Origin of the sequence: Rhodanobacter sp. IGA1.0 (assembly GCF_040208325.1) — a bacterium.
GTDB lineage: Bacteria > Pseudomonadota > Gammaproteobacteria > Xanthomonadales > Rhodanobacteraceae > Rhodanobacter > Rhodanobacter spathiphylli.
Genome location: NZ_CP157948.1, coordinates 2,380,749 through 2,393,993 on the forward strand (window position 1 = coordinate 2,380,749; position 13,245 = coordinate 2,393,993).

Annotated in this window: 10 protein-coding genes and 1 pseudogene; 3 read left to right on the forward strand and 8 right to left on the reverse strand. The window is 68.2% G+C overall.

Annotated features, from left to right (window positions below; all coding sequences use genetic code 11):
• Nucleotides 1–49: 49 nt before the first annotated feature.
• Complete coding sequence (locus ABNK63_RS10765) at nucleotides 50–1,603, reverse strand: serine hydrolase domain-containing protein (protein ID WP_350015613.1); 1,554 nt, start codon at nucleotides 1,601–1,603, stop codon at nucleotides 50–52.
• Nucleotides 1,604–1,940: 337 nt separating this feature from the next.
• On the opposite strand from ABNK63_RS10765, the gene ABNK63_RS10770 reads away from it, so the two are divergent.
• Together ABNK63_RS10770 and ABNK63_RS10775 are read left to right on the forward strand one after the other, a co-directional pair.
• On the forward strand, nucleotides 1,941–3,392 hold the full coding sequence (locus tag ABNK63_RS10770) for a DUF4139 domain-containing protein (protein ID WP_350015614.1): 1,452 nt from the start codon (nucleotides 1,941–1,943) through the stop codon (nucleotides 3,390–3,392).
• Nucleotides 3,393–3,411: 19 nt separating this feature from the next.
• Nucleotides 3,412–4,176, forward strand: a complete 765-nt coding sequence (locus tag ABNK63_RS10775) for an enoyl-CoA hydratase/isomerase family protein (RefSeq protein ID WP_007806120.1) — start codon at nucleotides 3,412–3,414, stop codon at nucleotides 4,174–4,176.
• A 65-nt stretch (nucleotides 4,177–4,241) separates the two neighbouring features.
• Here the strand turns inward: ABNK63_RS10775 and ABNK63_RS10780 are convergent, their stop codons facing one another.
• The 3 genes and pseudogenes from ABNK63_RS10780 to ABNK63_RS10790 all read right to left on the reverse strand — a co-directional run bounded on the left by ABNK63_RS10780 (nucleotide 4,242) and on the right by ABNK63_RS10790 (nucleotide 6,654).
• Nucleotides 4,242–5,096 (reverse strand): sulfurtransferase, encoded by an 855-nt coding sequence (locus tag ABNK63_RS10780; protein ID WP_007806122.1) that lies wholly within the window; start codon nucleotides 5,094–5,096, stop codon nucleotides 4,242–4,244.
• Nucleotides 5,093–5,898: pseudogene (locus ABNK63_RS10785) on the reverse strand (DUF1289 domain-containing protein). Before ABNK63_RS10785 ends, ABNK63_RS10780 begins: the two are co-directional and overlap by 4 nt.
• A 27-nt stretch (nucleotides 5,899–5,925) precedes the next feature.
• A complete protein-coding gene (locus tag ABNK63_RS10790; RefSeq protein ID WP_007806123.1) occupies nucleotides 5,926–6,654 on the reverse strand; it encodes an FKBP-type peptidyl-prolyl cis-trans isomerase in 729 nt (242 codons plus the stop codon).
• Nucleotides 6,655–6,813: 159 nt separating this feature from the next.
• Between ABNK63_RS10790 and ABNK63_RS10795 the strand changes: the two genes are divergently transcribed.
• A complete protein-coding gene (locus ABNK63_RS10795; protein ID WP_007806125.1) occupies nucleotides 6,814–7,596 on the forward strand; it encodes an enoyl-CoA hydratase-related protein in 783 nt (260 codons plus the stop codon).
• 29 nt (nucleotides 7,597–7,625) lie between these two features.
• On the opposite strand, the gene ABNK63_RS10800 is transcribed toward ABNK63_RS10795, so the two are convergent.
• The 4 genes from ABNK63_RS10800 to ABNK63_RS10815 all read right to left on the reverse strand — a co-directional run bounded on the left by ABNK63_RS10800 (nucleotide 7,626) and on the right by ABNK63_RS10815 (nucleotide 13,093).
• On the reverse strand, nucleotides 7,626–8,534 hold the full coding sequence (locus tag ABNK63_RS10800) for a DUF1684 domain-containing protein (RefSeq protein WP_350015615.1): 909 nt from the start codon (nucleotides 8,532–8,534) through the stop codon (nucleotides 7,626–7,628).
• The gene (locus ABNK63_RS10805; protein ID WP_040672897.1) at nucleotides 8,518–9,426 is read right to left on the reverse strand and encodes a DUF1684 domain-containing protein; all 909 of its coding nucleotides are present in this window, start codon (nucleotides 9,424–9,426) and stop codon (nucleotides 8,518–8,520) included. Before ABNK63_RS10805 ends, ABNK63_RS10800 begins: the two co-directional genes overlap by 17 nt.
• A gap of 34 nt (nucleotides 9,427–9,460) precedes the next feature.
• A complete protein-coding gene (mutL, locus tag ABNK63_RS10810; RefSeq protein ID WP_350015616.1) occupies nucleotides 9,461–11,272 on the reverse strand; it encodes a DNA mismatch repair endonuclease MutL in 1,812 nt (603 codons plus the stop codon).
• Between the two features lie 333 nt (nucleotides 11,273–11,605).
• Nucleotides 11,606–13,093 carry an N-acetylmuramoyl-L-alanine amidase gene (locus ABNK63_RS10815; RefSeq protein ID WP_350015617.1) on the reverse strand — a complete coding sequence of 496 codons (1,488 nt, stop codon included), beginning with the start codon at nucleotides 13,091–13,093 and terminating at the stop codon, nucleotides 11,606–11,608.
• Between the last annotated feature and the right edge of the window lie 152 nt (nucleotides 13,094–13,245).

Consider the following 13,245-nt stretch of genomic DNA (forward strand, 5'->3'; position numbering starts at 1 on the left):
CGCGCTGCCTGGGGCGCCGGAACCGGGAATCCGGTCCGATGACCGAAGGTCACCTGGTCGACCTCGCCGGGCTCTGCGGCGGGGCCGCCCCGCGGGAGCGCGCCTTGCGCGCGAATCGGTCGCCATTCCAGTCGATCGCGTCGCGGGCGGCGTCGTAGCGGAATTCCTCCGGCGGATCGAGCGTCTGCGGCCACGCTGCGAACAGCCCCGCTGCCGCCGGCTGCAGGCGCAGGCGCTGTGCACCGAGTATCGCCACCAGCGCGTCGCCGTCACGCTCCACGCGCAGCGTGCCCAGCCGAGGGCTTTCGAACACGCCGGCGTGTGCATCCAGTTCGCGGAGTGACGGGCGCCAGGCGAACCCGGCCCACCTGGCATCCGCCCGTGCCGTGGCGATGGCATCGCCGCGCCGCTTCACCAGTTTCGCCAGGCGCGCCGGATAGTCGATCACGATCCTCCGCAGGCGCGCATCTTCGCCGTCCTTGCCGGTGGACAGGCCGATGAAGGCCTTGATCGTTTCCAGTTCGAGCCCCTCGATGGCACTGTCACTGTTGATGACCAGCGACAAGCCCGCGTGGCGCGTCGGCAGCAGCACGGTCACGGACACCACGCCGGGATAGGAGCCCGGGTGCATCAGCACCCGCTCGCCCCGGTAACCGCAGCTGTACCAGCCGAGGCTGTAGCCATCACAGTCGATTTCGTGGTCGGCCAGATCGGCGTGGACGATCGGCCGCTGCGCCCGCTCGAAGCTCGCCGTGGTCGGCGTGCCGGAGGGCGAGAGCCGCGCCAGATTGACGCGCGTCCAGCGAGCCATGTCGTCCGCTGAAAGTGCCAGCCCGCCAGCGGCGTGCATCAAGGCATCGGGCTTGGGCGGCAGCGCGCGCCAGCGCTCGCCATCCCACTGATGGTTCCACGCCAGCCGCCGCGGCGCGACAGTCGAGGTCGCGGTGAGCGCATCGGCCAATCCCAGCGGCTGCAGGACTTCGCCGTGCAGCCAGTCCTGCCAACTGCGCCCGGTCCGCACCTGCAGCGCCGCGCCGTAGATCAGGTCGCCGAGATTGGAGTAGCGAAACCCGGGCTTGCGCACTTCGGTGTAGTGCGCAAGCAGATCCGGATAGTCCGTCGCCGGCACCGTGCGCACGTAAGCGGTCAGGTGGTTGAGCGTTTCCGTCGTCAGCGGCTCCTGGTGCGAAAGCAGATCCGCGAGGGTGATCGCTGCCGGATCCGCCGGCGCCGGCAAATGCAGGTCGGGCCAGATCCCGGCCAACGTCGTGTCGAGCGGAAGCACGCCTTCCGCGTCGAGTTGTGCCGCCAGCAGGCCCATGAAGGACTTCGTCTGCGAAGCAACATAGAACAGCGTGGCGTGATCGGCGCGCACGCCGGTGCCGGCATGCGCCTCGCCGTTGACGTAGAGCAACCGGGTGGCGTCACCTTCGACGACAACGGCGGAAACCGCCGGAAACGATCCCGGCACCCGTTGCACCTGTTCCAGCATGTGACGGATCCGCATCGCCGCGACCTGCACGGTCGTGGCCCGTGACGGGTCGGCCGCTGCAAGTACGGGACTTGCAGCGAGCAGCAGCACGCACGCTCGGAGGCCGCTCACCCGGGCTTTCCGCATGCCTCCAGTCCACCCGCCGGCTTCGGGCATCTTGCGGTATTCGCCGACAGCAGCCTTGATCGCACAGGCGATGCCGGGGAAGAAGCTGCCGGGGGTCAGCCGTATGAAGTTCATGGACGCACCGATGGCGAATGTCGGAGCAAGGGATACCATCCGCGCCGAACCGGTTGCAGGCCGGCCGCGGGAACACTCGCCACGGCGCGCGCCGGGCGCATCCCGGTCAAGATGGAAGCGCGGCGTGGTCGAATCGAGTCACCCGCGATTTCCTTTCGCCCATCATCGCTATCATGGTCATCCACTCCCCACGATGGAATGCGCCCCCATGACGACGCCACATCGCACCGCCCTTGCCCTTGCCTGCATCGCCGCCATCGTCGCGTCCGCGGCACATGCCAGCGACACCACCGAACTCACGCTGTACCGTAGCGACAGCGCCGCGCTGTATGCCGGCAACGACGGCGGCAGTGTCAACGACGGCTACGCCGTGGTGCGCGAACAGCGCACGCTGGATCTCGCCACGGGCACACATGATGTGGTGATCGGCGACCTGCCGAATTCGCTCGACGCCGAGGCGCTGGCGCTGGGCTTTCCCGACGGCAACGCGAAGGTGATCTCGCAGCGGCTGCTGCTGGCACAAGGCGCGAACGCGGCCTTGACCGGACTGGTCGGGCATGCGGTGGAAGTGCTCGGCGCCGGCGGCCTGCCACTGGCCAACGGCACCCTGCTGCGCGCGGGCGACGGCCTGCTGATAGACGGCATCACCGGCACCACACTGGTACGCAGCTACGCCTCGGTACGCAGCACCGACGGCAAGTTCCCGCTCGGTTCCAGCCTGGCTCTGCGCGTGGACGCCGCACGCGCTGGCACGTCCCGCGCCGTGCTCAGCTATCCCACCTCGGGCCTGGGCTGGCGCGCTGCCTATGTGGCGACTTTGCAGCCGGGTGCCACCTGCCGCATGCAGTTCGAAGCACGCGCCAGCATCGCCAACCGCAGCGGGCGCGACTGGCACGATGCAAAGCTCACCCTGATCGCCGGCGAGCCGAACATGGCCAAGCCCTCGGCACCGCAACCGATGATGGCGATGGCACGCGGATTCAACGCGAAGGCCGACGCCATGCCGCAACAGGACAGCATCGGCGACTATCGCAGCTATGCCCTGCCCGGCGCGATCGAGCTGCCGGATGGCAGCGTCAGCCAGGTGCCGCTGTATGCCAGCCGCGCGATGGATTGCACGCGCACCGCGCTGTACGAGAACGGCGGCAGCTTCCAGCCGCAGCAGCCGATCGTGAACCGCGACTTCAACCAGGGCGGCGGCAACGCCGTCATCAGCACCCTGAAGCTGAAAGCCTTCGACAGCCTGCCGGCCGGCTACCTGCGCGTACTCACGGCCGACCGCAACGGCACGCCGCAGTTCATCGGCGAAGGCCGCATCGACGACACGCCCAAGGGCAGCGACGCCACGATCACCCTGGGCACTGCGTTCGACCTGCGCGCAGAACGCGAGCGCACCAGCTTCAGCATCGACAAGGCCGCCCGCACGATGGACGAAGGCTTCCGCATCAGCCTCAGCAACGCCGGCGACAGCCCGCGCACCGTGACGGTCCGCGAGCATCCCGGCCGCTGGCGACAGTGGGTGCTGCTATCGTCCACCGGCAAGCCCAGCCAGCAAAGCCCCGACACACTGGAATTCCGCGTCGAGGTACCGGCCAATGGCAAGGCCGTGCTCGACTACGCGGTGCGCTACAGCTGGACTGCCGACGAACAGCCGCAGTAATTTCTGACCGGAGTACTTCATGCTCAACCTGATTACCCATGCCAATGCGATCCGCGAGATCCAGCTCGCCCGGCCGCCGGTCAACGCGCTGGATCTGGACCTGGTGCGCGGACTGCGCGGCGCCATCGAAGCGGCCGTCCTCGACGACGCCCGCGGCATCGTGCTGTCCGGCGCGCAGGGCCTGTTCTCCGCCGGTGTCGACGTGCCCGCGCTGCTCGCCTGCGACCGGGCCGGCGTGCGCGAATACTGGCGCGAGTTCTTCGCCCTGTGCGCCACGCTGGCACGCTGCCCGATCCCGCTGGTCGCCGCGATCACCGGCCACAGTCCGGCCGGTGGCGCGGTCCTGGCGCTGTTCTGCGACTACCGCGTGATGGCTTCTGGCCCATTCCGGATCGGCCTCAACGAAGTGCAGGTGGGCCTGATCGTGCCCGAATCGATCCAGCTGGCATTGCGCCGAATCGTGGGCACTTACCGTGCCGAACGCCTGCTGGTGGCCGGGGCGATGATCGAATCGGACGCGGCACTGGCCTGCGGCTTCGTCGACGAACTGACCGGCGTGGACCAGGTCGTTACCCGCGCCCTGCACTGGCTGGGCGAGCTGCTGGCGCTGCCGTCGAACGCCATGCTGACCACCCGCCGGCTGGCCCGTGCCGACCTGGCCGGCGCCTATGCCGACGTCGACGCGCTGCCGCTGGATGAATTCGTCGACGCGTTCTTCCATCCGGAAACGCAGGCGGTGCTGCAGGCGCTGGTGGCGAAACTGAAGAGCAAGAGCGAGAAGTGAGTGGCGAGGAGTGAGAAGAGAAAGTGGGAGTCGATAGCTCTATCTCGCTTCTCACTCCTCTTCACTCACTCCTCGCCCTTGGCCACCGGCCGCGACGGGTCGCTGACCCAGCCGCTCCATGACGGCGCGTACAGCCGCGAGCCGTGCAGGCCGGCATGTTCCATCGCCAGCAGGTTGTAGCAGGCGGTGACGCCGGAGCCGCACATGTGCACGACCTGGTCGGGCGTGGCGTCGCCCAGCACCGCCGCGAATTCCTGGCGCAGCTGCGCCGGCGACTTGAAACGGCCGTCGGCCTGCAGGTTGTCGACGTACGGGCGGTTGCGGGCGCCGGGCACGTGGCCGGCGGCGCGATCCAGCGGCTCGACCTCGCCGCGATAGCGGGCGCCGGCACGGGCATCGATCAGCAGCGGCGCCGGCGCGGCATGCAGGGCCACGTGGTCGACGATCACCTGGCTCGCGTCGCGGGGCAACGCCACCTCGGTCGTCGCACGCGGATGGACGTCCGTTTCCAGTGGCAGGCCAGCGGCCTGCCATGCGGCGATGCCGCCATCGAGCACCGCCACGTTGTGCACGCCGGCCAGTCGCAGCAGCCACCACAGACGGGCTGCCGCCAGCGCGCCCGGGCCAGCGTCATAGCAGACCACCTGCAAGCCCGGCTTCCAGCCCCAGCGACCGAGCACGGCGTTGAAGGCCGACGTCGACGGCAGGGGATGCCGGCCCAGTCCCTCGGGCACGCGCGACATGTCGGATAGATCGCGTTCCAGATCGGCGAACACCGCGCCGGGAATGTGGCCGGCCAGATAGGTGCGCTCGCCTTGCGTGCGGTCGGCCAGGTCGACGCGGCAGTCGACGACCAGCACCTCGTCGGACGACAGCGCGGCCAGTGCATCGACATCGATCAGGGTGGTCTTCAGCGTCATGTCCGTCCCATCCTCTGCAGCAGGTTGTGGAGCATCGAGGCGGTGGCGCCCCAGATGCGATGACCGCCGTGGACGAATTCCACCATCGGCCGGGTCTGGCCGCGGAACTCCATCGTGTAGCGGCGCAGGTTGGCCGGCTCCAGCAGGAACGCCAGCGGCACTTCGAAGACTTCGGAGACTTCATCGGGCGCCGGATACAGCTGCGCACCGACGTCGATGCTGGCCACCACCGGGGTGATGCAGAAGCCGCTGATGGTCTCGAAACGGTCGAGGTAGCCCAGCGGCTTCACCAACTGGCGATCCAGCCCGATCTCCTCTTCGCTCTCGCGCAGCGCGGTGGCCAGTGCGTCGTCGTCGGCGGGATCGGTGCCGCCACCGGGAAAGGCCACCTGGCCGGCGTGTGCCTGCAGGTTGTCGTTGCGCACGGTGAGCACCAGCCGTGGCTGCACGCCTTCGCGAAAGCCCACCAGCACGGCCGCCGGCCGGCGCTCGGTGGTGCCCAGCAGCTGCGTCATGTCCGCATGGTTCCAGCCCGGGCCGGTCGGCGGCGACGACAATGGCAGCAAGGCGTCGATCAGGCCATCGATGCGGTCGTCGATCATGGTTGCCGGCGCAATGGCAGGACCTGCTGCATCACGTACCGGCGTTCGGCCTGGCTCATCATGCGCCAGCGGCCGATCTCCTCGCCGCTGCGCTGGCAACCGATGCAGTAGCCCCGCGGGTCCAGCCGGCAGGTGCCGATGCAGGGCGTCAGCGGGGCATCGGGGGCGGCATCTTCAGCGCGGGCGGGATCGTTCGACATGACCCCGGGATGTTATCACCGCAGGGGTCACGGCCGGGCCGGATCGGACTTGATCGCCAGCAGTTCGATCTCGAAAACGAGTGCCTCGTTCGGGCCGATGCGCGGCAGCGCGCCCGCCTCGCCGTAGGCCAGCCGCGGCGGAATCACCACCTTCCAGCGATCGCCGGTATGCATGCGGGGAATCACGTCCTGCCAGCCGGGAATCACCTTGTCGACGCTGAAACTGACCGGCGCCCCATGTGCCCAGGTGCTGTCGAACTCGGTGCCATCGATCAGCATGCCGCGATAGTTCACCGTGACCAGGCTGGTCACGGTGGGACTGACCTTGCCGTCACCCTTGCTCAACACCCGGTACTGGATGCCCGACGGCAACTGCACCACGCCGGGCTGCTGCCGGTTGCTGGCCAGGTAGGCGGCGCTCTTGCGTGCATTCGCCGCGGCGATCCGCTTGAACTCGCTCAGTGCCTCGGCGTGCATCTGCTGGTCGAGGCGCTGCAGCTGCTGGTGCATCTCCTGCATCGACACGCCGGGCCGCCGCCTGGCGTAGGCATCCTCGATCGCCTTCACCAGCACCGGGATCTCCACATCGGGCTTGCCGTCGGCGAACTGGCTGCCGATCTGGTAACCGATCGCGTACGACAGGCTGGCCTTGTCCGTTCGCGCCGGTGCCGGAGCAGCGCTCTGGGCGCAGGCCGCGCCGGCAACCAGCAGCAGGCCGAACGCGGCGCAACGCAGATGTGTGATGCCTTGTTCCACCGATCCTTCCTCTCGCCGGTGCGAGCCTTGATCCCGAGCAAACATCCTAAGCGGTTCGCGCGGCCCGTGCAGCGGATCGCGCCCGTGGCTTGAGAAACCCGGCGGCGGCAAAGGTTCCCGCTGCTACCATCGGCGGCTTGCCACTGTCAGGAGCCAGCCATGGCCTATCGCAATCTCGAAATCGGCAACCGCGGTGCCGTGCGCACCATCGTCGTCAACCGTCCGGACAAGCTCAACGCATTGAACCGCGACACCTTGAACGAACTGACCCTCGCCTTCGCGCAGGCCGGCCAGGACGACGCCGTGCGCGTCGTGGTGCTGACCGGCGCGGGCGAGAAGGCCTTCGTCGCCGGCGCCGACATCGCCGAGATGAACGGCTATACGCCGGTGCAGGCCCAGGGCTTCTCGCGTACCGGCCAGCACCTGATGAGCTCGATCGAGCGGCTGGGCAAGCCGGTCATCGCCCGTATCCAGGGCTTCGCACTGGGCGGCGGCATGGAGCTGGCGATGGCCTGCCACCTGCGTGTGGCCAGCGAGAAGGCGAAATTCGGCCAGCCGGAAATCAACCTCGGTCTGATCCCCGGCTTCGGCGGCACCCAGCGCCTGCTGCGCCTGGCCGGCCGCGGCGCCGCGCTGGAACTGTGCCTGACCGGCGCGGTGATCAACGCGCAGCGCGCGTTCGAGCTGGGCATCGTCACCCGCGTGGTCGCGCCCGAGGCGCTGGACGAGGCGGTCGACGGGCTGGCCGATCAGCTGGCTGCTGCCGCGCCGTTGGCCGCGGCCGGCATCCTCGACGCGGTGCTGCAAGGTGGCGAAACCGCCATCGACCAGGGCCTGGAATTCGAAACCCAGGGCTTCGCGCTGGCGTTTTCCACCGAGGACATGCGCGAAGGCACCGGTGCGTTCCTGGAAAAGCGCAAGGCGGAGTTCAAGGGGCGCTGAGCCCCCACGCAGGGCAGGCGCTGCCTGCCCTACTTTCCGGCTTCGTCGAACTTCTTCTCGCCCGCGGTCACCGCCAGCTTCAGGCGATTCTCCGGCGGCGCCAGCGGGCAGACCACGTGCGGCGTGACCGCGCACGGCGGGTTCTCGGCCAGGTTGAAATCCAGCACGAGCTTGCCGTTCTTCGGCGCGGCCGCGTACAGGAAGCGGGCGCCGCCATAGGTCAGCTTCCCCGCCGTGCGGTCGCTGAAGACGAAGAACAGCCGGCCGTCCTCTTCGATCGGCAGCAGCTCGTAGCTGCGGCCGTCACGCCGGAATACCGCCTTGCCGGCGATCGGCGTATCGCTCACGGTGCCGGTGACGCAGGCCATCTTCAACGTGTGCGACGGCTTGAACGGCACCCAGTCTGCCTCGATCCGCCAGGACGGATCGATCGGGAAATAGTCGAAGCCCGGGAAGTGCGTGCGCAGCGGCGCGTTGTTGTCCTTCACCCGCAAGCCGCGCTGCGCGCCGTTCTCGATCACGTAGAGATAGCTGCTGCCGAAACCCACCCGGGTCGGTCGCTGCTTGCCGTCGGAACCTTGCGTGCGCAAGATGTTGTCGATCGCCGCCGGTGCGCCGTCGACGGTGATGCCGCGGGTATCCGCCAGATGCAGCCTGACCTGCCCGTCCGTCGCCAGCTCCAGCACGCCCAGGTGCGCAGGGGCACCTGAGACGGGGAAGTGGTTGTCCGGCGCACTGCCCACGCTGTTCGATCCGGGCTCCAGCCAACCCGACGCAGTCAACGCCAGATAGCCGTCCATCTGCCCGAGTTGCTCGACCCGTTCGCTGCGCGCGCGCTGCACCGAGGCGACGTAATCAGCCGGCGTGGCCGCCGGCGCGGAGAATGCCAGCCACAGGCCCAGCGCGACCAGCGCGCTCCTTTCAGTGATGCGAGCCACGATAATTCTTCTCGCCCGCGGTCACGCGCAGATCCAGCCGGTTCTCCGGCGGCGCCAGCGGACAGGTGGCGAAACCGGTGAACGCGCACGGCGGGTTGTAGGCCTTGTTGAAGTCCAGCACGACTTTGCCGTCCTTCGGCGGGTCGATGTACAGGAATCGCGCCGCGCCGTAGGTTTCCTTGCCGCTGGTACGGTCGGCGAAGACGATGAAATACTGCGCGTCGCCCGGTTCCTCGATCACCGGCAGCAACTCGAAATGCTTGCCGTCGCGGGTGAACTCCAGCTTGCCCGGCACCGGGTACTTGTCGATGGTGCCGATCACCGAGCCCATCTCCAGCGTCTCGCCCGGCTGCGCCGGCACCCAGGTCGCCTCGATCCGCCAGGAGGGATCGATCGGGAACGAGTCGATGCCGAGGAAGTGCTTGCGCGAGGGCGCTTCGCTGTCCTTCACTCGCAGGCCCTTGCGGCCGTCGCGATCGATCACGTAGAAGCTCACCGTGCCGAACGCCACCTTCGTCGGCGCCGCCTCTGCGGTGGCGTGCGCATCATCCACCAGCACCGCTTCGCTGACGGCCTTGCCGTCGATCGTGGCGTGGCTGTCCTGGTCCAGCGCGATTCGCATGCTGCCATCGGTCGCCAGCGTGACCACACCGAGATGGGCCGGCCCGGCGGTCAGCACGATGTCGTTGTCGGCGGCGCTGCCGACCCGGTTGGCGCCCGGCTGCAGCCACTCCAGCCCGATCAGGCTGAGCCAGCCGTCCGCGGCGGTAAGCCGTCCCACACGGCCGGCATGCCACTGTTCGATGCCCTGCGTGTAGTTATCGATGTCGGTGGCGTGCACGGTAGCGACTCCCAGAATGGCGGCGGCAACAAAAAGGCTGTTACGGAGCATCGGTTTCTCCAGTGAAACATTTCTCGACGGCGCGTCAGCGACCGCGCATGAACAACCGGTCCAGCTCGGGCAGGCTCAGTTGCACCCAGGTCGGACGCCCATGATTGCATTGTCCGGAACGCTCGGTCGCCTCCATCTCGCGCAGCAAGGCATTCATCTCGGGCAGGGTCAGGCGCCGGCCGGCACGGACCGAGCCGTGGCAGGCCATGGTGGACAGCAGTTCGTTTTCCAGTTCCTGCAGCCGACGCGAGCTGCCGTGCTGGGCCAGTTCGGACAACACGTCACGGCTGAGCTGGGCCACGTCGGCACCTTCCAGCAGCGCCGGGATGCGCCGCACCACGATCGTGGCCGGGCCGCTGCGCGAAAGTTCCAGGCCCCAGTCGGCCAGCGCCTCGGCGTGTTCCTCGGCGGCGGCGGCCTCCCTGGCGCTGACTGCCAGGCTCAACGGCACCAGCAGCATCTGCGAGCGCAGGTTGCTGCCGACGCGGCCGGACTTCAGCTTCTCGTAGGTGATCCGCTCGTGCGCCGCGTGCATGTCGACCAGCACCAGCCCGTGCGCGTTCTCGGCCAGCACGAAGATGCTTTTCAGTTGCGCGATGGCGAAACCCAGCGGCGGCGCCTCGCCTTCGGCCGACTCCGGCAGCGGCGCCGCAGCCGCAGGCACGAACGAAGGCTGGCCCAGCAACGCGGCATAGTCGGCCAGCGGCTCCTCACGCGTGCCCAGGCCCAGCCGACTCTGGCTGGACGCACTGGGCCACGCTGACGGATACGCGGCGGCCACCGGCGCCGGATGGGCCTGGGCCGGCATCGGAACAGCTTCCGTCACCGGCAGCGTGCCCAGCCCCGCCCGCGTCTGCGCCAACGCCTCGTGCAGGGTGCGAAACAGGAAGTCATGCACCAGCCGCTGCTCGCGGAAGCGCACCTCGTGCTTGGCCGGGTGCACGTTCACGTCGACGCCGGCCGGGTCCAGCTCCAGATACAGCACGAACACCGCATGGCGGCCGTGGAACAGCACGTCGGCATACGCCTGGCGCACCGCATGGGCCACGATGCGGTCGCGCACCAGCCGGCCGTTCACGTAGAAATACTGCGAGTCGGCCTGCGCCCGCGACGCGGTCGGCAGGCCGACCCAGCCGGACAGGTGCAGGCCCGCCGCCGCGTGGTCGATACGCAGGCTTTGCGCCGGAAATTCATCGCCAAGCACCTCGGCCACCCGTTGCAATTGCGCCTGCTGATCGCGGGCGGCCTTCCAGATGCGCACCGGCTTGCCGTTGTGGCTGAGCCGGAATTCCACCGAGCCGCGGGCCAGCGCCAGCGACTTCAGCAAGTCGTCGACATGCGCGAACTCGGTGCGTTCGGCACGCATGAATTTCCGTCGCGCCGGCACGTTGTAGAACAGGTCGCGCACCTCGACGCTGGTGCCGGAAGGATGCTGCGCCGGGCGCGCCGCCTGCAGCTTGCCGCCGTCCACCTCGATGCGGAACGCGGCGTCCTGGTCGCGCACGCGCGAAGTCAGCGCGAAACGCGACACCGACGACACCGAGGCCAGCGCCTCGCCCCGGAAACCCATGCTGGCGACATGCTCCAGGTCGTCGAAGCTGCCGATCTTGCTGGTCGCGTGCGAGGCTACCGCCAGCGGCAGCTCGTCGACATGGATGCCGCCGCCGTCATCGCGCACCCGGATCAGTCGGGCGCCGCCGGCCTCGATGTCCACTTCGATGCGCGTGGCGCCGGCGTCGAGGCTGTTCTCGACCAGTTCCTTGACCACCGAGGAAGGCCGCTCGATGACTTCGCCGGCGGCGATCTGGTTGATGAGTTCGGGGGGAAGCAGGCGGATGACGGTCATCCGCCAACTTTAAGGCAACGCTGATCAAGTATCACCACCGTCACCCACCCTCTCTGTTCGCAGACCACAGGGCCGTCGGCGAAGGCAGACTGGCCGTCTGTCGAGACGACGGACCGAAGGTATGCGGACAGAGAGGGTGGGCCTCAACTTCTTGAATTTGAAATGATGAGGTGATGACTGGAAGGCCCGCAGCCGATGCCGCGCAGCTTGGCAAGACGGCCAGTCTTGCCAGCGCCACGCAACATCACCTGCGAGCCTTCCAGTCATCATGACGGCGGCGATACTTGATCAGCGTTGCCTTGACAGCGAACAACCGCAATGCCGCGGGGCACGTCAGCCGGCGGGAATGGTCAGCGTGGTGCCGGCGCGCACCGTATTGCTGCTGATCTGGTTCGCGTTCTTCAGCGCACCGACGCTGACGCCGTACTGGCGCGCGATGCTGCTGAGACTTTCGCCACGCCCGACCTTGTGCACGTCGCGCCCGGACGCCTTGCCGGACGACTGGCTGGCGCCGGACGCCAGCTGCACGCCGTTGCGTCGCGCCGCCTCGGCAGCAAACCAGGTGCCCGGCGGCGGGGTCGATTCGAAATAATTCTTCACGCCGCCCATGACGGCTTCGGCGAGCTTCTTCTGGTGTGCCGGATCGCGCAGCTTGCGCTCTTCGGCCGGATTGCTGATGAAGGCCGTCTCGACCAGGATCGACGGCACGTCGGGCGAACGCAGCACCACGAAATTCGCGCGCTCGACATAGCCGCGATGGGTCGGCCCCAGGCGCCCCAGCGCCTGGAGCACGTTGCTGGCGATCATGTCGCTGGCCTGTATCGCCCAGCCCTGCTGCATGTCCAGCAGCACCTTGGCCAGGCTGTCGTCCTTGTCGTCCAGCGAAGTGCCACCGATCAGGTCGGCGCGGTTCTCGCGATCGGCCAGCCAGCGGGCAGCCTCGCTGGTCTTGCCGCGCGGCGACAGCACCCACACCGAAGACCCCTTGGCGTCGCCGCTGGTGAACGCGTCGGCGTGGATCGACACGAACAGGTCGGCATTGTGCTCGCGGGCGATCTTGTAGCGCTGCGCCAGCGGAATGAAGAAGTCGCTGTCGCGCGTCAGCACGGCCTTCATGCCGGGCTGGCGATTGATCTCGGCGGCCAGCTCGCGCGCCACCGCGAGGGTGACGTTCTTTTCCAGCGTTCCGCCCGGACCGTGCGAACCGGGGTCCTTGCCGCCATGACCGGCGTCGATCGCCACCACCACCTGGCGCTGGCCGTTGAGCATCGCGGCCGCCTGCTCGGCGGCGACCCGGCGGCTGTGCGTGGGATTGCTGTAGGTCTCCACGGGGGCCGGCTTCGCGACCGCAGCGGCAGTCACCGGGGCTTTCGGCGCCGGCGCGGCACTGTCGGCAGCGACATCATGTTCGACCTCGGCGGCGTTGTCGGCCGGATAGAAATCCAGCACCAGCCGATAGTCGCCCTCATCCTTCGGCTTCAGCAGGAAGCTCTTCAGCCGGCTCGACGGATCAACCCTGGCGGTCAGCTGCATGCCGGTACCGAGGCGGGAATGCGTCATGCCGTGGAACAGGCCCTGCGCGGTCGGGGCGGAAAAATCGCGGCCGGCATTGCTGTCCGGCAGCTCGATCAGCACCTGGCCATGATTCTGGCTGATCTTGTACTGCAGCGGGCCGGACGCGTCGAACACCACCCGCGTATAGGCCGGGCCGGCCCAGACGCGGACATCCTTCAATTGCGCGGCACCGGCCGCGCCCACGGGCAGCAGCGTCGCGATCGCGACGGCACACCAGCCGATCCGGTTGTTCAGGCAAGCCCTCATGCTCCGCATTGAAACGCAGGGTGACGCGCTTTGCAAGATCTTTTCCCTTGAATATCCATGACCTGCGCGGCATTTGTCAGGTGAGATCAAGCTATGGGATGCAACTCCTGCTTTCGGCGCGAGCCCTCCGGCCCCAAAACCGGATCAGGTTT